Source organism: Alteromonas antoniana, from assembly GCF_019249295.1.
GTDB lineage: Bacteria > Pseudomonadota > Gammaproteobacteria > Enterobacterales > Alteromonadaceae > Alteromonas > Alteromonas antoniana.
The window spans coordinates 82,363-100,567 of sequence record NZ_JAESDH010000007.1 but is presented as its reverse complement, the minus strand read 5'-3'; the positions used below and the strand labels follow the sequence as shown (position 1 = coordinate 100,567).

The 18,205-nt window shown below is 49.9% G+C and carries 15 protein-coding genes; 12 read left to right on the top strand and 3 right to left on the bottom strand.

Annotated features, from left to right (window positions below; all coding sequences use genetic code 11):
• Positions 1-4: 4 nt before the first annotated feature.
• Positions 5-829, bottom strand: a complete 825-nt coding sequence (gene folP / locus JKP77_RS07845; RefSeq protein ID WP_218310635.1) for a dihydropteroate synthase — start codon at positions 827-829, stop codon at positions 5-7.
• 133 nt (positions 830-962) lie between these two features.
• A complete protein-coding gene (gene ftsH / locus JKP77_RS07840; RefSeq protein ID WP_218310634.1) occupies positions 963-2,912 on the bottom strand; it encodes an ATP-dependent zinc metalloprotease FtsH in 1,950 nt (649 codons plus the stop codon).
• A 747-nt stretch (positions 2,913-3,659) separates the two neighbouring features.
• On the opposite strand from ftsH, the gene yhbY reads away from it, so the two are divergent.
• Positions 3,660-3,953: a ribosome assembly RNA-binding protein YhbY gene (gene yhbY, locus JKP77_RS07835; protein WP_218310633.1), complete on the top strand. Its 294-nt coding sequence runs from the start codon at positions 3,660-3,662 to the stop codon at positions 3,951-3,953.
• A gap of 98 nt (positions 3,954-4,051) precedes the next feature.
• Entirely contained in the window at positions 4,052-4,828 is a 777-nt protein-coding gene (locus JKP77_RS07830) for an SDR family NAD(P)-dependent oxidoreductase (RefSeq protein ID WP_218310632.1), read from the top strand.
• A gap of 177 nt (positions 4,829-5,005) precedes the next feature.
• Here JKP77_RS07830 and JKP77_RS07825 read toward each other — a convergent pair whose 3' ends face one another.
• Positions 5,006-7,402 (bottom strand): Lon protease family protein, encoded by a 2,397-nt coding sequence (locus JKP77_RS07825; RefSeq protein WP_218310631.1) that lies wholly within the window; start codon positions 7,400-7,402, stop codon positions 5,006-5,008.
• 344 nt (positions 7,403-7,746) lie between these two features.
• Between JKP77_RS07825 and JKP77_RS07820 the strand changes: the two genes are divergently transcribed.
• The 10 genes from JKP77_RS07820 to JKP77_RS07775 all read left to right on the top strand — a co-directional run bounded on the left by JKP77_RS07820 (position 7,747) and on the right by JKP77_RS07775 (position 17,953).
• Positions 7,747-8,208, top strand: a complete 462-nt coding sequence (locus JKP77_RS07820) for an SRPBCC family protein (RefSeq protein ID WP_246601129.1) — start codon at positions 7,747-7,749, stop codon at positions 8,206-8,208.
• Positions 8,209-8,388: 180 nt separating this feature from the next.
• Positions 8,389-10,992, top strand: coding sequence for a leucine--tRNA ligase (gene leuS, locus JKP77_RS07815; RefSeq protein ID WP_218310629.1), 2,604 nt, complete (start codon positions 8,389-8,391; stop codon positions 10,990-10,992).
• Positions 10,992-11,510: an LPS-assembly lipoprotein LptE gene (locus JKP77_RS07810; RefSeq protein WP_218310628.1), complete on the top strand. Its 519-nt coding sequence runs from the start codon at positions 10,992-10,994 to the stop codon at positions 11,508-11,510. The genes leuS and JKP77_RS07810 overlap by 1 nt, the downstream gene beginning before the upstream one ends.
• 4 nt (positions 11,511-11,514) lie before the next feature.
• On the top strand, positions 11,515-12,552 hold the full coding sequence (gene holA / locus JKP77_RS07805; RefSeq protein WP_218310627.1) for a DNA polymerase III subunit delta: 1,038 nt from the start codon (positions 11,515-11,517) through the stop codon (positions 12,550-12,552).
• On the top strand, positions 12,542-13,210 hold the full coding sequence (nadD, locus tag JKP77_RS07800) for a nicotinate (nicotinamide) nucleotide adenylyltransferase (protein ID WP_218310626.1): 669 nt from the start codon (positions 12,542-12,544) through the stop codon (positions 13,208-13,210). Before holA ends, nadD begins: the two co-directional genes overlap by 11 nt.
• 14 nt (positions 13,211-13,224) lie before the next feature.
• Positions 13,225-13,542, top strand: a complete 318-nt coding sequence (gene rsfS / locus JKP77_RS07795; RefSeq protein WP_218310625.1) for a ribosome silencing factor — start codon at positions 13,225-13,227, stop codon at positions 13,540-13,542.
• 57 nt (positions 13,543-13,599) lie between these two features.
• Positions 13,600-14,070 carry a 23S rRNA (pseudouridine(1915)-N(3))-methyltransferase RlmH gene (gene rlmH, locus JKP77_RS07790; RefSeq protein WP_218310624.1) on the top strand — a complete coding sequence of 157 codons (471 nt, stop codon included), beginning with the start codon at positions 13,600-13,602 and terminating at the stop codon, positions 14,068-14,070.
• 3 nt (positions 14,071-14,073) lie between these two features.
• On the top strand, positions 14,074-15,990 hold the full coding sequence (gene mrdA / locus JKP77_RS07785) for a penicillin-binding protein 2 (protein ID WP_218310623.1): 1,917 nt from the start codon (positions 14,074-14,076) through the stop codon (positions 15,988-15,990).
• The gene (gene rodA / locus JKP77_RS07780; RefSeq protein ID WP_218310622.1) at positions 15,987-17,102 is read left to right on the top strand and encodes a rod shape-determining protein RodA; all 1,116 of its coding nucleotides are present in this window, start codon (positions 15,987-15,989) and stop codon (positions 17,100-17,102) included. The genes mrdA and rodA overlap by 4 nt, the downstream gene beginning before the upstream one ends.
• Positions 17,102-17,953 (top strand): septal ring lytic transglycosylase RlpA family protein, encoded by an 852-nt coding sequence (locus JKP77_RS07775; RefSeq protein ID WP_218310621.1) that lies wholly within the window; start codon positions 17,102-17,104, stop codon positions 17,951-17,953. Before rodA ends, JKP77_RS07775 begins: the two co-directional genes overlap by 1 nt.
• Positions 17,954-18,205 lie beyond the last annotated feature (252 nt).

Here is an 18,205-nt window from a genome sequence, read left to right as displayed (position 1 = left end):
ATTATTATTGTAACGCCTTTAATTTATTAACAATGGCAACGGCATCTGCCGTTTCCTGCACATCGTGTACGCGTATGATGTGCGCGCCCATTTGTGCGGCAATTGTAGCGAGTGCAATGCTTCCCGCCAAGCGTTCGTTGACCGCCCGGTTAAGTAATTGCCCAATCATAGATTTTCTCGACATGCCAACCAGTACCGGGTAGCCCATATTCAGTATGTGAGATAAACCATTTAACAGCTGATAATTATGCTCCAGCGTTTTACCAAACCCGTACCCAGGATCAAGGATCAGCTTATCAGCGCCAATACCGGCATTTTGACAGGCATCTACCCGCTGTTGCAAAAACGTCATTACATCTTGCGTAACGTCCTGATAATGAGGAGTTTGCTGCATCGTTCGGGGTTGCCCCTGCATGTGCATCAGGCACACGGGAACATCAGCCTTTGCAGCCACCTCTATCGCTCCGGGCTCCTGCAATGCTCTTACATCATTAATCAGTTCCGCACCAGCCGCTACCGCTTCCTGCATTACCTGTGCTTTGCTGGTATCTACTGAAATAATCGCGTTGGTTTCATTCGTAATGGCTTCAATGGCAGGGATAACACGGTCGAGTTCCTCCTGAAGACTAACATCAGGCGCACCGGGTCTGGTTGACTCTCCACCGATATCGATAAAGGTAGCGCCCTGCTGCACCATGGCGAGTGCATGCCGCAGTGCGCGTTCAGTTTGCATGTGCTTTCCGCCGTCTGAAAAGCTGTCTGGCGTAACATTTAAAATGCCCATGATGTGGGGCTGGGTAAAGGAAACGGTGCGGGAAGAAAATTGCATATTACTGATAAATCTCACAAATCATAAACAGCACAGTCTTATTGGGACAACGCTGTTTTGCGTAAACTACATGATGACGTATAAAAATAAAAAAAGCGCCGTGTGACAGGCGCTTTTTCCACAAACATATTGATTAGCCCGGAAGATCACCTGGCTTACCAACTGACGGTTTATCAACACCGTCGTCGGTGATTTCACCTTCGCGTGCAGGCTTGCCACCGCTTGGCTTATCGCCACCTGACGGTGTACGGTCATCCCAATCCGCCGGTGGGCGAACTTCACGACGAGCCATCAAATCATCGATTTGCTTAGCATCAATAGTTTCGTACTTCATCAGTGCGTCTTTCATCGAATGAAGTATATCAATATTCTCTTGAAGAATGTTTGTCGCTCTGTCGTAGTTCGAGTCGATCAGGGCTTTAATTTCGCTATCAATAGCGCGGGCAGTATCATCTGACATATGAGACGCCTTTGACATGCTCTTGCCCAGGAATACTTCACCTTCATCTTCAGCATAAAGCATCGGCCCCATTTTGCTCGATAGCCCCCACTGAGTCACCATTTTACGTGCGATATCTGTCGCTCGCTCAATATCGTTCGAGGCACCGGTTGTGACTTTATCATCACCGTAGATGATTTGCTCTGCGATACGGCCACCGAACAGACTTGAAAGCATACTTTCAAGGTGCTGTTTAGAGTGACTTACGCGATCCTGTTCAGGCAGATACATGGTTACGCCCAGCGCACGTCCACGCGGAATAATCGACACTTTATAAACCGGATCATGTTCCGGAACCAGTCGACCTACAATCGCGTGGCCAGCTTCATGGTAGGCCGTCATCTCTTTTTCAGACTCGGACATGACCATCGATTTACGCTCAGAGCCCATCATGATCTTGTCTTTTGCCTTGTCGAACTCTTCCATCGAGACAACACGCTTGTTACCACGAGCGGCAAACAGTGCAGCTTCATTTACCAGATTAGCCAAATCGGCACCTGAGAAACCTGGAGTGCCTCGCGCAATCACGGAAGGATCGACGTTATCTGCAACTGGCACTTTGCGTACGTGTACTTTCAGAATCTGCTCACGTCCACGAATATCTGGCAGACCAACAACAACCTGACGGTCGAAACGACCCGGTCTCAACAACGCAGGGTCAAGTACGTCAGGGCGGTTTGTAGCCGCAATCACGATGATACCTTCATGACCTTCAAAGCCGTCCATTTCAACCAACATCTGGTTCAGCGTCTGCTCACGTTCGTCATGACCACCGCCAAGACCGGCGCCACGCTGACGGCCAACGGCATCAATTTCATCAATGAAGATAATACAAGGTGCCGCTTTTTTAGCTTGTTCGAACATGTCGCGAACACGGGATGCACCCACACCGACAAACATTTCTACAAAGTCAGAACCGGAAATGGTGAAAAACGGTACTTTCGCCTCACCGGCAATGGCTTTGGCAAGCAATGTCTTACCGGTTCCCGGCGGGCCTACCATCAGGACACCTTTCGGAATTTTACCGCCAAGCTTCTGGAACTTAGACGGGTCGCGCAGAAAGTCTACTAATTCAGCAACATCTTCTTTGGCTTCATCGCAGCCTGCCACATCAGCAAAGGTTGTCTTAATCTGATCTTCACCAAGAAGCCGGGCTTTGCTTTTACCAAACGACATTGCCCCGCGGCCGCCGCCACCCTGCATCTGTCGCATGAAGAAAATCCATACTGCGATAAGCAGAAGCATAGGGAACCAGGAAATGAAGATAGACGTCAAAATTGACGGTTCTTCCGGTGGCTCACCAAGCATACGAACTTCATTTTTTGCCAGGTCAGAAATCAGCTTGTCATCAAAATAAGGGATGTAGGTAACAAAATTTTCGCCGGAACGTTTTGTACCGCGAATTTCCCGCGAGTCGCCATCGATGCGTACTTCACGGATGTTGCCCTGATTCACTTCTTTCAGGAAGGTGGTGTAATCCGTTTGGGCGCGCGTCGACTCACCCGGAGAAAAACTCTGGAAAACCGACATCAACACCACGGCGATGACCAACCATAAGATTAAATTTTTTGCCATATCGCTCAATGCTACTAACCTCTAAATAAAGTCGATTTCCAACTCGGTTATCGTTGCAATTTCCTTACCAGAAATCCTTTGATAACGGCGGTTATCGACACGAAATTCGCTAACCCAAAGGGTACTACATTTTAAAACCACTAGCCACCAGATACACTTCTTGTAACACGCCACCCATCAATTCACATTCTCTGTAATACAATATGTTTCTACACGCGCACATATCACCGAAGTTGTGAATGACTGATGTCCCGTCATCCTGTGTAAAGGTAACAGCCCTTTACCTATTATTCTGTTGCGCTTAATGCTTTTGTTTTCATTCTTATATCGTCGCACCAACTCGTTTGCAGTCAGTCTCGCGTAACGTATCCACTTAACGAGCAGGTGAACGCCGAAAAATTACCGATATTTCGCTGTCAATTCAGACAACACTATTACTACGTCGTTCACCATATTTCTGTTCAACGATGAAATTAAATCTGCGTCATCAAAAGCAAGTTTTCATACCATCCACGCTCGCATCGCTCTGATTCCACCGCCGGTGAGCTCATCTCTTAACCCCCTACCCGCCTTAAGACGCTGACAACGGAAACTGCACGGGGAAAACGGCAATTAAGACGCAAAAGTACGCTGCCGGATTTATCTGTGCGACTTTTTTGTTATTCCATCACAATGTGATTAGGATTGTGGAGTAGATGGCGTTAGAATACGTCATTTCAAGTCGTAACGAACAGATTAATTGTAAGAAATCTATTAATGAAACTATCAAATAAACAAAAACAGTTTCTCAAAGGCCTGGCGCATCCACTGAAACCGGTGGTCCAGTTAGGCAATAACGGACTGACAGAAGGTGTTGTTGCCGAAATCGACAATGCATTATCACATCACGAGCTGATTAAAGTGAAAGTACCCACTGATGATCGGGAAGAAAAAGCACTGATTATGGACGCCATCGTTCGCGAAACTGAATCAGTCAAACTTCAGGTTATCGGTCACACCCTGGTAATTTACCGCCCTTCTGACGATCGTAAAATTCAGTTGCCAAAATAATTTCGACATTTATGCCGGCTCTCGCCGGCATCATGGAGTTTGCTCTCAACTGTCAGTAGTATTGCGTTTAACGTAATAACAACAAGACAGGAAATGTTATGGAATTGTCTGGCTCTACTGCCATTGTTACCGGAGGCTGTTCAGGCCTTGGGCATGCCACCGCCATCGCGTTACGCGACGCTGGGTTGAACGTTGCACTATTCGACTTAAACGATGAACTGGGCGCGCAGCGTGTTGACGAACTGGGTTCAGAAAACACAGCCTTTTTCAAAGTCGATGTGCGTGATGAAGCTCAGGTGCAATCAGCCATCGATGGTGCGAAGGAGGCTTTCGGCGATATCCATTTATGCGTGAATTGTGCTGGTATTGCACCGGCCAAACGCATACTGAATAAAGAAGGTAACGCCGCCCCCCTCGACGGTTTCCAGAACACTATCGACATCAATCTGGTGGGTAGCTTCAATGTATCGAGACTGGTCGCGCAGGCAATGGCATCGCAGCCAACTCACGGCGAAGCCGGTGAGCGCGGGCTTATTGTAAATACGGCGTCAGTTGCAGGTTATGAGGGTCAGATTGGACAAACCGCGTATGCTGCGAGTAAGGGTGGCATCATCGGACTCACGCTGCCTATGGCACGGGATTTGGCGCCACTGGGTATTCGGGTTAACACCATCGCACCTGGGGTGATGGGCACGCCAATGTTGCTTGCTATGCCAGAAAAAGTGCAGGATGCGCTGATCGCAAATGTACAGTTCCCGAAACGACTTGGTCTGCCTGAGGAATTTGCCAAACTGGTTAAGCACATGATGGATAACGTCTACCTGAACGGCGAAACGATTCGTCTGGATGGTGCCCTTCGCATGCCACCGAAATAACAGGTTATGTTAAGAAAAACATAATCTTTGAGCAATGAAAGTAACACTTACTAAAAGCCGCATCAGCGGCTTTTTTCTTTCCTGGTGCGCGTTTTCACCGCTCTGTCACGCGCTGTCTTGAACGTTGTCCGTGCAGTGCAACCCAGCCGGGCAGTGTCAATTTCTCTGTGATGTGTGTCAGTCGCTGTCACCACCGGACACAATAAGCGCAATATTGTAAAGGCGATTCACGGCATGGTAATTGATGCTGTTTTTCGGATACCGCCCGCGACTGGATAAGGTTCCCGCTTCCTGCTGCATGAGTATCGATAAGGCATCATCCACGGTTTCCACTTCATAGATATGAAACTGCCCTTTTTTCACCGCACTTATCACAGCTTTATCTAAAACCAGATTCACCGCGTTAGATTTTGGGATCACCACGCCCTGCGTGCCGGTGAGACCACGGTGCTGGCACAAATCGAAAAAGCCTTCGATTTTTTCATTGACGCCACCAACCGCCTGCACTTCCCCATACTGGTTGATCGACCCCGTCACTGCCAGCGTCTGTAATGCAGGAATTTCGGTAAGCGCGGAGATAAGTGCGACCAACTCACCCAGCGACGCACTGTCGCCGTCGATATGGCCATAGGATTGTTCCAGAGCAATGTTGGCCGACAGCGTCAGTGGGAAGTGCTGAGCATATTTGTGTCCAAGGTAACCTGTCAGCAACATTACGCCTTTTGAGTGGATTGGCTGACCCAATTCGACTTCACGCTCGATATCTACAACGCCACTGGCCCCCGCGAATACCGTAGAGGTAATGCGCGCAGGTGTGCCAAAGGCAGTACCACCAATTTCCAGTACGGTCAGCCCGTTTACTTTCCCTATTGCCTTACCTTCGGTGGCAATCAGGACATGCCCTTCCTTAATATCATTCAGCAGGCTCTGACTTACGCGACCGGTGCGGCGCTTTTTGGCATTCAGTGCCGTTTCAATATGGCCCAAATCCAGCTCTGAGGTCTTGTCTTTCAGACAAAAATAATGAGCCTCATTGATGAGCTCAATCACTTCTGCAAAATGCGCAGAAAGTTTCTGCTGGTGCTCTGCCATTCGCAATGCATATTCTACCAAACGACACATGGCTGCACTGGAAACCGATGTCAGTCCCAGCGACTGAATATGCTTTCTGGCTCTGCCTACGAAGTCGTATAACGACTGTCGCGTTACCGGGATCTCTAAATCAAAATCGACCAGCACACGAAACAGCTCATCAAATTCATCATCGTAATCCTGAAGCGTGTAATACAAATCCCGCGAGCCCAGCAAAATAATTTTCACATTCAGGTCAATAGACTGTGGCGTTAGCGTAATGGCATTCACCATCCCGACATCCTGTTGCGGGATATCCATTTTCAGCTTGCCAAACTTAATCGCCAGCTTCAGCGACTCCCATACATAAGGCTGGTCAATGAGTTGGTCTACATCCAGTAGCAGGTAACCGCCATTGGCCTTGTGCAACGCGCCGGGACGAATCATCCGGTAGTTGGTATACACGCTGCCATGGATGTTGGTGTACTCCATTTTCCCGAATAAATTCTGGTAACTGGGGTGAGGTTCGTAAATAACCGGGGCACCATCGTCTAATGCGCGACTGACAAGCACGTTAGGAAGGTATTGCTCTTCCAGAAAGCTGCGCCGGTCAAGCTCCTCGCCCTTCTCTTCTTTGCGCTCTTCAAGATGCAGAGACACGATGGTATCGATGAGGTGTGTGCGAATTTGTTTAAGGTACTTGAGAACGCCGAGATCGGAAGCGTATTTATGTTCAAGGGTTTTCAGCAGCGGTTTGATACCGTGCTCTGCGGTTTGCTTATCCAGTGCCCGTAAGCGTTCAGAGTTTTCTCTTTTCCAGGCTGGCAACCCAAGCAAACTTTCGCTTAAGCGGTTTTCCAGTTCGTCGATAAGGTCATAATAATACTTCCGGCGTTCATCACTTAATGATGCAAACTCTGTGTCGTTGATGGGCTTGCCGTCCACGACCGGTGAAAAACTGATACTGCCACCTTCCTCATATAAGGCAACGCCGTTCGCCTGCGCGTACCGCTCCAGTGCATCAATGGCCTGATCATATTTCTGTTCAAACTCTCTGGAAATTGCTGCGCGGCGGCGTTGATATCCCGGATGGTCAAACGCAGCCGGAAATGTCGCCAGCAAATCGTCAACCAGGCCCTGCATATCCCTGAGGAAAGCTTTCCCGCCCCCCGGGTGCATCTTCAGCACCACTGGCTCCCGCTCATCGTCCACATTATTGAGAAAACACCAGTCTTCGGGCGTAGGTAGCGATGCCACCTGACGTTCAATATAATCTTTTACCAGAGTAAAACGCCCGGTTGCCGGCTCGCCCATGACATATAAATTGTAACCTTTCGCGTCGATACCCAGACCAAACGTGAGCGCCTCGCGAGCGCGCTCCTGACCGATAAATGTCGAGCTTAAGGCCTCCTCATCGTTGAGTGCCGCGTTAATCATCCGGCGGTTCAGAGAAGGAGACAAAGCTGAAGCTGATAATGGCGTAAATTGCGGAGCGCCTGGCATAATTAGGTTTTTTCTCGTTATTTGTTAGTTATTAGCATTGGGCAGTAACGCCACACGCCGTCTGTCAGACCTCAAACACAGTGAGAATAATCATGTCCGTCGAGCCGCCATCTACAAAATGGTTACCCACGACTTCTGCACGTATATTGGTGACAGTGTTTTATAAAGGTAAGTGAAACTTGATTCGCAAGTCCTGTCAAACGCTTATGCTTGTATTTGCCTATTCTGCATACTAGTCTCGATAATTATTTCTTTGTGGTTTTGGGTTTATGATTTCTTTTCTGAAATATTTGTCGCCGTTCATTGTGCTGTGGCTTACGAGTTTCCCCGCAAAAACAGAAGTTATGCACGCCTCTGAAGGCGGTTTTATCATTGAAAACACCCGGATTTCACCACGCGATCCGCAGGTAACCTGGCAGGCACTGGTAGCCGATGTCGACAACTGGTGGCCGAAAGATCACAGTTGGTGGCGAGGCACCTTCACGATTGATACGACCGCCGGTGGGTGTTTTTGCGAGCGTGTAGGCGCTAACAGCGCTGAACATATGCGTATTTCCCTGGTGGAATCACCTTCTACCCTGATAATGACAGGAGGACTCGGTCCTCTCCAGGGGATGGGTGTGTATGGCGCGCTGGCATGGACACTGACACCAGTGGAGAGCGGCACCCGGGTGACGCTGACGTATAAGGTCCATGGCTACGCCCCCCCAGCCGGTTTCGTTGAGTTTGCGCCGGTGGTCGATAAGGTACAGGCACTTCAGCTTGGCGCATTAATGACGTACTTATCCCAAAGCAGTGATGAATAATTCGCCAGCGAACAGAATTTTTCTGAACAAATAGCCGCAAGCTATTGAGCGCTCTGGGCGCGCTGGGGTATTCTATGCGGCTAAATACAAGATCACTTGCATGCAGTAAGACGGCGAAGGCAGTTGTGCCCCGCGTGCATCAGCTTTTTACTCACTCACATTTGCGGAAGCCCGATTTTCATGGCCGAAAAACAGTATAACCCCAAAGAAATAGAACAACAGGTTCAGCAGTATTGGGAAGATAATCAGTCTTTTAAAGCCGTCGAACAGCCAGAAAAAGAGTCATTTTACTGCCTCTCCATGTTCCCCTACCCAAGTGGCCGATTACACATGGGACACGTACGTAACTATACCATCGGTGATGTTATCAGCCGTTTTCAGCGCATGCAGGGCAAAAATGTACTGCAACCTATGGGTTGGGATGCCTTCGGTTTGCCGGCAGAAAACGCGGCAATTAATAACAATACAGCGCCGGCAAAGTGGACCTACGCCAATATTGATTACATGAAGACGCAGCTTAAATCTCTTGGCTTTGGCTATGACTGGGATCGCGAGGTTACTACCTGCAAATCAGATTACTACCGCTGGGAGCAGTGGTTCTTTACCCGCCTTTATGAGAAAGGCCTGGTATACAAAAAGAACGCCACCGTTAACTGGGACCCGGTTGACCAGACCGTACTGGCAAATGAACAGGTTATTGATGGTCGCGGCTGGCGTTCAGGCGCGTTGGTCGAGCAAAAAGAAATTCCACAGTGGTTTATTAAAATCACCGATTATGCTGAAGAGTTGCTTTCAGATTTAGAACAGCTGGAAGACTGGCCAGATCAGGTTCGTGCCATGCAGGCTAACTGGATTGGCCGCTCTGAAGGGGTCGAGGTTACGTTCGATCTGGCCCAGGCTGCCGGGGATGTGGCAAACATGACGGTATACACTACCCGTCCGGATACGCTTTATGGTGTGACTTACGTGGCTGTAGCTGCACAACACCCGATTGCCGAATTTGCCGCAAAGCAAAATCCTGAACTCGCCGCATTCATTGACGAGTGCAAGAATACCAAGGTGGCGGAAGCTGAGCTTGCTACCATGGAGAAGCGAGGCTGCGCTACCGGATTGTTCGCTGTGCATCCTTTAACCGGCGAGCAGGTTCCGGTGTGGGTAGCCAATTTTGTATTGATGGATTACGGTTCAGGTGCTGTGATGGCGGTGCCTGGCCATGATCAGCGTGACTGGGAATTTGCGACCAAATATGGTCTGACTATCCAGCAAGTGGTAGCGGCTGATGAAAACGCCCAGGAAGAATGCGACCTGAGCGCGTCTGCTTACACCGAAAAAGGCACCTTGGTCAATTCCGGCGAGTTTGATGGCCTGGCCTTCGATTCAGCTTTTGAACAGATTTCTGCAAAGCTGGAATCGATGGGGCGCGGTACGCGCAAAGTCAATTACCGGTTACGCGACTGGGGCGTAAGCCGTCAGCGTTACTGGGGCGCGCCTATTCCTATGCTGAATCTGGAAAATGGTGAGTCAGTACCCGTGCCCGAACAGGAACTGCCAGTGATCCTGCCAGAAGATGTAGAAATGAACGGCGTTACCTCTCCTATTAAGGCGGACCCGGAGTGGGCAAAAACAACGTATAACGGACAGGACGCCCTGCGTGAGACCGACACCTTCGATACCTTCATGGAATCGTCATGGTACTACGCCCGCTACGCCTGTGCGCAAAACAAAGATGCCATGCTTGACCCTGCGCAAGCGAACTACTGGCTGCCGGTAGATCAGTATATTGGCGGTATTGAACATGCCATCCTTCACTTACTGTATTCCCGTTTCTTCCATAAATTGTTGCGCGATGAAGGTCTGGTAGAGTCAGACGAGCCATACAAACGATTGTTATGTCAGGGCATGGTGCTGGCGGATTCCTATTACCGCGAAGATGATGCCGGCAAGAAAACCTGGTACTCACCGGCAGACGTTGAAACGGAAAAAGACGATAAGGGCCGGATCACAAAAGCGTGGCTTAAAGCTGACGGTCAGCCTGTTGAACACGGCGGTATGACCAAGATGTCGAAGTCGAAGAACAACGGCATTGACCCACAACAGGTTATCGAGCAATACGGCGCCGATACCGTGCGACTGTTTACTATGTTTGCCGCGCCACCGGAACAAACCCTGGAATGGGTAGACTCAGGCGTTGAAGGGGCAAACCGTTTCCTGCGTCGTGTCTGGAAACTGACTCAGGAGCATATCGAAAAAGGGACGCCAGAGCGTCTTGATGTTTCAGCGCTCACTAAAGCACAACAAACGCTGCGTCGTGAAGTGCATAAAACCATTGAGAAAGTTTCTGACGATCTTGGCCGCAGACAGACCTTTAATACAGCCGTGGCCGCCGTTATGGAGTTGCTGAACCATCTCCAGAAAGCGCCTCAGGAATCATCGCAGGATGTGGCACTGATGCGAGAAGCAATTGAAAGCGTATTGCTTATCCTCAACCCCATTACGCCGCACCTGAGCCATGAACTATGGAAAGCATTGGGTCATGATGAAGATATTGAGCATGTGGCCTGGCCGGTGGCAGATAAAACAGCCCTGGTTGAAGACGAAAAGCTGATTATTGTTCAAGTGAACGGAAAACTGCGCGCCAAAATTACTGTCGCAGCCGATGCTTCAAAAGAAGAAGTAGAAGACATCGCCAGATCACAGCCAAATGTCCAGCAATTTACCGAAGGCAAAACGATCCGCAAGGTCATCGTTGTGCCCGGTAAACTCGTTAATATTGTTGCCAATTAATGGGCCGCTTACTGCTAATTCCCTTTCTCTGCAGCCTGCTGCTAGCGGGTTGCGGATTTCAGTTGCGGGGAAGTCAGGCCCTTCCTGAAACTGTTAATCAGGTGGCGGTGGGCTCTGTGCGGGCCCATTCTCCGCTGGCTCGCGCCTTGTTAGCGCGCCTCGACGTGTACGATATCAATGGGATAAGAGAAAGCGAGCTGCAGAGCGCCGACAGCACAGTACTGGTGCGTATTTTACCAGAGTCACTGGAACGCCGGTTGTTATCTGTTTACCCCACAGGGCAAGTCGCAGAATACGAACTGATTTATGGCGTAAAGTATGTGGTTCAATTTCCGGATGCAGAAGCCGTCAGCGCTTACTTTGAAGTACTCAGGGACTATCAGGATGATCCTGATCAGGTTCTGGCTAAATCCCGCGAACTTGAACTGGTACTTCAGGAAATGCGCGAAGAAGCCGCAGACCGAATCATCCGGCGTCTTCCCAGTCAGGCACCACGTACCATGACGGTGGTTGAATAGCGCCATGCAGGTGTACCCAAACCGTTTCGCTCAGGATTTGCAGTCAGGGTTAAAGCCCTGTTACCTCATCTTTGGTGACGAGCCGCAGCAGAAATTCGATATGATCCAACGCATTCGCGATCGGGCCCGCGAGGCTGGTTTTGACGAGCGAACAGTGCTGGTTGCTGACAAAGAGTTCAGCTGGAACCATCTTCTCGATGCCACTCAGGCGATGTCCTTATTTTCCGATAAGAAACTGATTGAACTGGAGTTGCCCACGGGCAAACCCGGTACTGAAGGCAGTAAAATCTTGCAGGATGTTGCCAGCGGACTCAGTGACGAGACGCTGCTGCTAGTGCACGGCCCGCGCATTGGCAAGGATGTTCAGAAGGGAAAATGGTTCAAAGCGCTGGATGCTATTGGCGTTCACAGTCTGTGCTATCCGCTGGAAGGTAAACAGCTGCATAGCTGGATCCAGGAGCAACTCTCGCATCACCAGTTACGTGTGTCACCGGCAGGCGTACGTCTGATTGCGGAATTCTGTGAAGGCAACCTGCTGGCAGCAAAGCAGGAAATTGATAAATTATCTCTGCTCTACCCCGCCTCAAGTATCGATGAATCACAACTGGAAGCTGCGATGGTGGATCAGTCGCGCTTTAATGTATTCCAGCTTATTGATGTCATGCTCAACGGCGAGCAGCAGCGCTGCGTAAAAATGCTGTATCGCCTGGAGAGCGAGGGGATTGAGCCGAATATCGTGATCTGGGCACTGGTCCGTGAATGGCAAACCCTGTGGACGCTTAAGCAGCAACAGCAAAACGGCGAGACAGTGCAGTGGCAACGTCACGGAATATGGCGAAACCGACAAGGGTTTTACCAGGCTGCACTGTCACGGCTGACACCGGATAACCTCAGTCATATTCGCGACCAATTGCAACTGGCCGATTTTCAGTTTAAACAGCAAACCATCGCCAGGCCATTTATTAAGTTATGCCATTTGTGTATGTTATTTCTCGGCGTGCCGCTGACGCATTTACCTTTACTTGCCGGTCATGATTCATAACACCTCTCTGGCACTTCTCGGCGGGACATTCAACCCGCCGCACAAGGGCCATATCGGCCCCGCACTGGAAGCCATTAAGGAAATTGGCGTGAGCCGTCTTGGGCTGATGCCGTGCAAACTTCCTCCTCATAAATGCGTGGGTGGCATTGACGAAAAGCACAGAGTAAATATGGTTCAGGCCGTATGTAAGCAATCGGCGTTGCTGTATCCGGAGCTTATTGAACTGTCGCTTCCCTCACCTTCTTACACGGTGCAAACCCTTCGTGAGTTGCGCCGGCAACACCCAAAGGCCACAGTTTATTTTTTGATTGGATACGATTCACTGTATAATCTGCCGTCCTGGCATGAATGGCAACAGCTTACAGATTACTGTCACCTCACTGTGATGAGACGCACAGACGGTAACGTTGCGCTGTCAGCAGAGTTGACCGCGTTTATCGACGCGCGCCGCGAGTATGAACCTGATATTATGTCGGGCAAACCGGGCGGCAGCATTTATTTTGCCGATACCACACTACACACGGTTTCTTCAACTGCGCTACGTGAGGCAATCGCCGGCACAACCAGAAACGAGACAGCGTCTTTGGCAAAAGAATGGCTTGAGCCAGACGTCATCGACTATATTTACAAACATCAGCTTTATCAAATAACCGAGTAACACGAGGAGAACTTTTGGAGAGTCTACAACTCAAACAGTTCGTGATTGACAAAATCGACGATATGAAAGGGCGCGACGTCGTGGCGCTGGATGTAAAAGGCAAATCAACAATTACCGATACTATGGTAATTTGTTCCGGAAACTCAAAGCGCCATGTGATATCCATTGCTGAGAATGTCATGGTCAAAGCAAAGCAGGAAGGTCATCCAGCAAGTAATGTTGAAGGCAAAGAGTCCGGCGAATGGGTGCTGGTTGATTTAGGGGATGTTATTTTGCATGTTATGCAGGATGAGACCCGCGACTTTTACCAATTAGAAAAGCTCTGGTCTTAACCACCTTCTCACGCTTCTTTAGTTAGCGTCACTACAGCAAAACAGGACGGTTGTACCTTGCGAATTCAAATCGTAGCAGTAGGAACCAAAATGCCCGCCTGGGTCGCACAGGGAACTGACGAATTTATTCGCCGGTTTCCTTCTGACTTGCCTGTGTCATTTACCGAAATTGCAGCGGGAAAACGTGGCAAAAATGCCGATATTCCCAGGATCCTGCAAAAAGAGGGAGAGCAAATGCTGGCTGCTGTTCCCAAAGGCAACCGCATCGTCACCCTGGAAGTCACTGGCAAACCGTGGGACACCCCAACACTCGCAAAACAACTGGATAGCTGGAAGATGGACGGCAGAGACGTCAGTTTGCTGATTGGCGGGCCTGAGGGGCTGGCACCTGACTGCATCGCTGTATCGGAACAGAAATGGTCACTTTCCGCACTCACCCTGCCCCACCCTTTAGTCAGGATCATCGTGACAGAAAGCCTTTACCGGGCATGGTCTGTTACCCAAAACCACCCTTACCACCGGGAATAAGTCATGCCAGCAAAACGCCAGCTAATCAGAGATCACAGCGCCGAGGCGAATCTGTTCGCCCGCCGTGCGACGATAGCGTTTCTGATTGTTGTGGCTATGCTTGGTATTGTCCTGAGCAACCTCTACGTGTTGCAGGTAAAGCAATATGATGATTATCAGACGCGCTCCAACGGTAACCGGATAAAGGTGCTGCCGATTGCCCCTAACCGCGGGCTGATTTACGATCGCAATGGCGTGTTACTGGCAGAAAACCGCCCCGTTTTCAGCCTGGAAGTAATACCCGAACAAATTGATAACCTGGATGAAACCATGGAAGCGCTGACCACGCTAATGTCCATCACTCTGGAAGAAAAAGAGTCGTTTTATTCCACACTTCGCGGACAACGGCGTTTCAAGCCTGTTGCGCTTCGCACGCAATTAACCGAAGAGGAAGTGGCCCTGTTCTCTGCACAACAGCACCGCTTTCCGGGGGTCTCTATAGAAGCGCGGCTATCGCGTCACTATCCCTTTAAAGACGCGCTTACCCATGTGTTGGGCTATGTTGCAAAAATCAACAAAAAGGACCTGCAAAAGCTGGTCGAGGCTGGCCAGGAGGCCAATTATGCCGCCACCCACGATATTGGTAAGCTAGGGATCGAAAAATACCATGAAGACCTGCTGCACGGCAGCGTGGGCTATCAACAGGTTGAAGTAAACAATCAGGGCAGAATTATTCGTGTGTTAAGCACAGACCCACCAGTGCCCGGGAAAGATTTGGTACTCAATATTGATATCGAGATGCAACTTGCCGCACAGAAAGCGCTTGACGGCGGCCGCGGCACCATTGTGATCACGTCAACGGATACTGGTGGTGTTCTGGCCATGTACTCCAGCCCCAGCTACGATCCTAATCTGTTTGTGCATGGCATCAGCAGAAAGAATTACTCCGCACTGCTCAACTCGCCGGATCGCCCGCTGATAAACCGCGCAACGCAGGGGCAATACCCGCCAGCATCAACCATTAAGCCTCACCTTGCCCTGCTCGGTCTTGAACAGGATGTTATTAATATCGACACAACGATTAACGACACCGGCAGATATCGCCTTCCGAATGTCAGCCACGTCTGGCGGGACTGGAAACGCTGGGGGCACGGCGAAGTCAATGTCAGCAAGGCAATCGAAGTGTCCTGCGATACCTTTTATTATGATCTGGCTTATCAGTTAGGTATCGATAAAATCAGTGAAGCCATGTTTGAGTTTGGGTTCGGCGAATTCACCGGCATAGATTTGTATGAAGAATCTGATGCCAACATGCCCAGCCGGGGCTGGAAGCGAGCCAGGTTCAATCAACCCTGGTACATAGGTGACACCATCCCGGTAGGTATCGGGCAAAGTTTCTGGACCACGACACCTATTCAGCTAACCCACTCCATGAATACGCTGGTAAATCGTGGTGAACGCTATGTACCGCAGTTATTGCGAGGTTTCCGTTATGAACAGGGACAGGTAGAGCTGGAGCCGCTAAAATCGCTGCGTCCACTACAAATTTCCGAGCCCAAAAACTGGGATATTGTATTAGATGCTATGCACGATGTGGTTCATGGCGAAGAAGGTACGGCTCGTCATGCGTTTAAAGATACGCCATACGAGTCAGGAGGCAAAACCGGGACGGCTCAGCTTTTCTCCATTGGGCAAAACGAAAAATACGAAGAGGATGAAGTTGATGAGCGCCTCAGGGATAATGCGATGTACGTTGGCTTTGCGCCATTTGACGACCCTGAAATCTCAATTACCGTTGTGATAGAAAACGCCGGAGGGGGTAGCTCACATGCCGCGCCAGTAGCCCGCCAGATGATGGACTTTTATTTTCGTGACCGCGAATTTATCCAACCCGTTCCCGCGCTTGCTGACACACCGTCTTCCGGGGATGTGAGCGAATGAAAAAAAATACATTAAAAGCAAATCAGAGTAGCTTTCTGCAACGCATCCACATTGATGGCGTTTTGTTCCTTGGGCTGCTCGCACTGATGGCGGTGGGGCTGATTACACTTTATTCCGCCTCCGGACAGGACCCGGGCCAAATGGAACGCCAATACACCCGTCTGGGTGTGGCGATTATTGTGATGGTGGGTATGGCGCAAATTCCGCCGATGGCGTACCGCCGCTTGTCTATCTATGCCTATGCCGTCGGCTTGCTGATGCTGATTGCTGTACTGGTATTCGGAGATATCGGTAAAGGGGCTCAACGCTGGCTGGATCTGGGCTTTATCCGCTTTCAGCCTTCTGAGCTTATGAAACTAGCAGTGCCCATGATGGTAGCGTGGTACATCAGTAAGTTTACGTTGCCGCCAAAAATGCTGCAGATAGGAACGGGATTCGCGCTTGTGGTGGTGCCGACCATCTTAATCGCGAAACAACCAGACCTCGGCACGTCGCTGCTAATCGCAAGCTCAGGAGTGTTTGCCATTTTCCTTGCTGGCATGAGCTGGAAGCTTATTGGCCTGGTGGCAGTCGCTATTGGTGCTTTTGCGCCAATTATGTGGTTTTTCCTTATGCAGGAATACCAGAAGCAACGCGTGACCACATTCCTGAACCCTGAGAGCGATCCGCTGGGGGCCGGTTACCACATCATCCAGTCAAAAATTGCAATTGGCTCAGGCGGCGTAGACGGCAAAGGCTGGCTGCAGGGTACACAGTCACAACTGGAGTTTCTTCCCGAGCGTCACACTGATTTTATTTTTGCGGTATTCAGTGAAGAGTTTGGCTTATTAGGCGTACTGGGTTTACTGGCGATCTATTTGTTTATCATATTGCGGGGGCTCATAATCGCCGCGCGGGCACAGGACGCTTACAGCAAGTTGCTGGCCGGAAGTATTACGCTGACATTCTTTGTCTATGTCTTCGTCAATATGGGCATGGTATCCGGTCTGCTTCCAGTGGTCGGCGTTCCCCTGCCCCTTGTCAGCTATGGGGGAACCTCCATGGTGACATTGATGGCAGGATTTGGCATTCTGATGGCAATTGGTACGCAGAAACGGTTTTTATCACGGTAATGTTCAGATTAATTCTTCTCGTTTCGTTACTCTCTCTGGTGTTGTCCGGTTGTCAGTCAGCGCCTCAAGGCAGATATAAACAGCGTCAGGATTCAGCGCCGGCGTACACCCACGCCCCTCCGGCTATGATTGATGCCGTGCCAAAGTATGAGCCCTATCGCAAGTTTAACAGTCGCCCTTACGAAGTTCTGGGTAAACGCTATTTCCCGATGCAGGATGGCAAAGGCTTCGAGCAAACTGGGTATGCCTCCTGGTATGGTCAGAAATTTCATGGCCACCTCACGTCAAATGGCGAAACCTATAATATGTTCGCCATGACAGCAGCACACAAAACACTACCACTGCCTTCATTTGTGCGGGTAACCAACCTGTCAAATGGCAAACAGGCTATCGTCAGAGTCAATGACCGAGGCCCCTTTCACGACAATCGCATTATTGATTTATCTTATGCCGCGGCAATGAAACTAGACTACCACCAACACGGTACGACACAGGTAAAGCTGGAAGTCATTCATTTTGATGAAAACAACAATGTGACCGTGGGTAAGAACCCTACCGTGACTTATGAAGAGTACGCCGGTATCGTGCCAGCCAGAAACGATACCAGGTCCGACACCACGTCTACCGCCACCTTTATACAGGTAGCTGCGCTTTCGGATATTGAACGGGCAAAGTCCATTTCTCAGGTCTTATCTTCGCTTTACCAGGTACCGGCACAAATTCCTCTGGTAGATAATATCTATAAACTGAGACTGGGCCCCCTGAGTGACCGTTTCCAGGTAAAAATGCTGCTGGATGAGTTAAAAACCAATGGCTATCCGGGAGCTTACACCGTCGAAGAAGCCCTGTAACACGTTTTGCTTTTTTGCAGGCATTCGCAAAGTCAGCCAATAAGGTGTAGAAAGGCCACAGACCAAATGAGTAAGGATAAGCCTTTCAAAAGCAGCCGGGACAAGGAATGGTGGCAGCAATATGGCGTTTGGCTGACTTATCCGGGTCATTAACGCCAAACACTCGCGTTCTGTTGCCAATCAGTTAAACTTTTTGTGTTTCGCCTAGTCCAAACACGGGGCTTACGATAGAATTCCCTATCATCACTAACC

Bases quoted from the DNA above. Each gene is read 5' to 3' on its own strand.
- folP (WP_218310635.1), bottom strand. From the start codon at position 829: ATGCAATTTTCTTCCCGCACCGTTTCCTTTACCCAGCCCCACATCATG.
- yhbY (WP_218310633.1), top strand. From the start codon at position 3,660: ATGAAACTATCAAATAAACAAAAACAGTTTCTCAAAGGCCTGGCGCAT.
- JKP77_RS07830 (WP_218310632.1), top strand. From the start codon at position 4,052: ATGGAATTGTCTGGCTCTACTGCCATTGTTACCGGAGGCTGTTCAGGC.
- JKP77_RS07825 (WP_218310631.1), bottom strand. From the start codon at position 7,402: ATGCCAGGCGCTCCGCAATTTACGCCATTATCAGCTTCAGCTTTGTCT.
- JKP77_RS07820 (WP_246601129.1), top strand. From the start codon at position 7,747: ATGCACGCCTCTGAAGGCGGTTTTATCATTGAAAACACCCGGATTTCA.
- leuS (WP_218310629.1), top strand. From the start codon at position 8,389: ATGGCCGAAAAACAGTATAACCCCAAAGAAATAGAACAACAGGTTCAG.
- JKP77_RS07810 (WP_218310628.1), top strand. From the start codon at position 10,992: ATGGGCCGCTTACTGCTAATTCCCTTTCTCTGCAGCCTGCTGCTAGCG.
- holA (WP_218310627.1), top strand. From the start codon at position 11,515: ATGCAGGTGTACCCAAACCGTTTCGCTCAGGATTTGCAGTCAGGGTTA.
- nadD (WP_218310626.1), top strand. From the start codon at position 12,542: ATGATTCATAACACCTCTCTGGCACTTCTCGGCGGGACATTCAACCCG.
- mrdA (WP_218310623.1), top strand. From the start codon at position 14,074: ATGCCAGCAAAACGCCAGCTAATCAGAGATCACAGCGCCGAGGCGAAT.
- rodA (WP_218310622.1), top strand. From the start codon at position 15,987: ATGAAAAAAAATACATTAAAAGCAAATCAGAGTAGCTTTCTGCAACGC.
- JKP77_RS07775 (WP_218310621.1), top strand. From the start codon at position 17,102: ATGTTCAGATTAATTCTTCTCGTTTCGTTACTCTCTCTGGTGTTGTCC.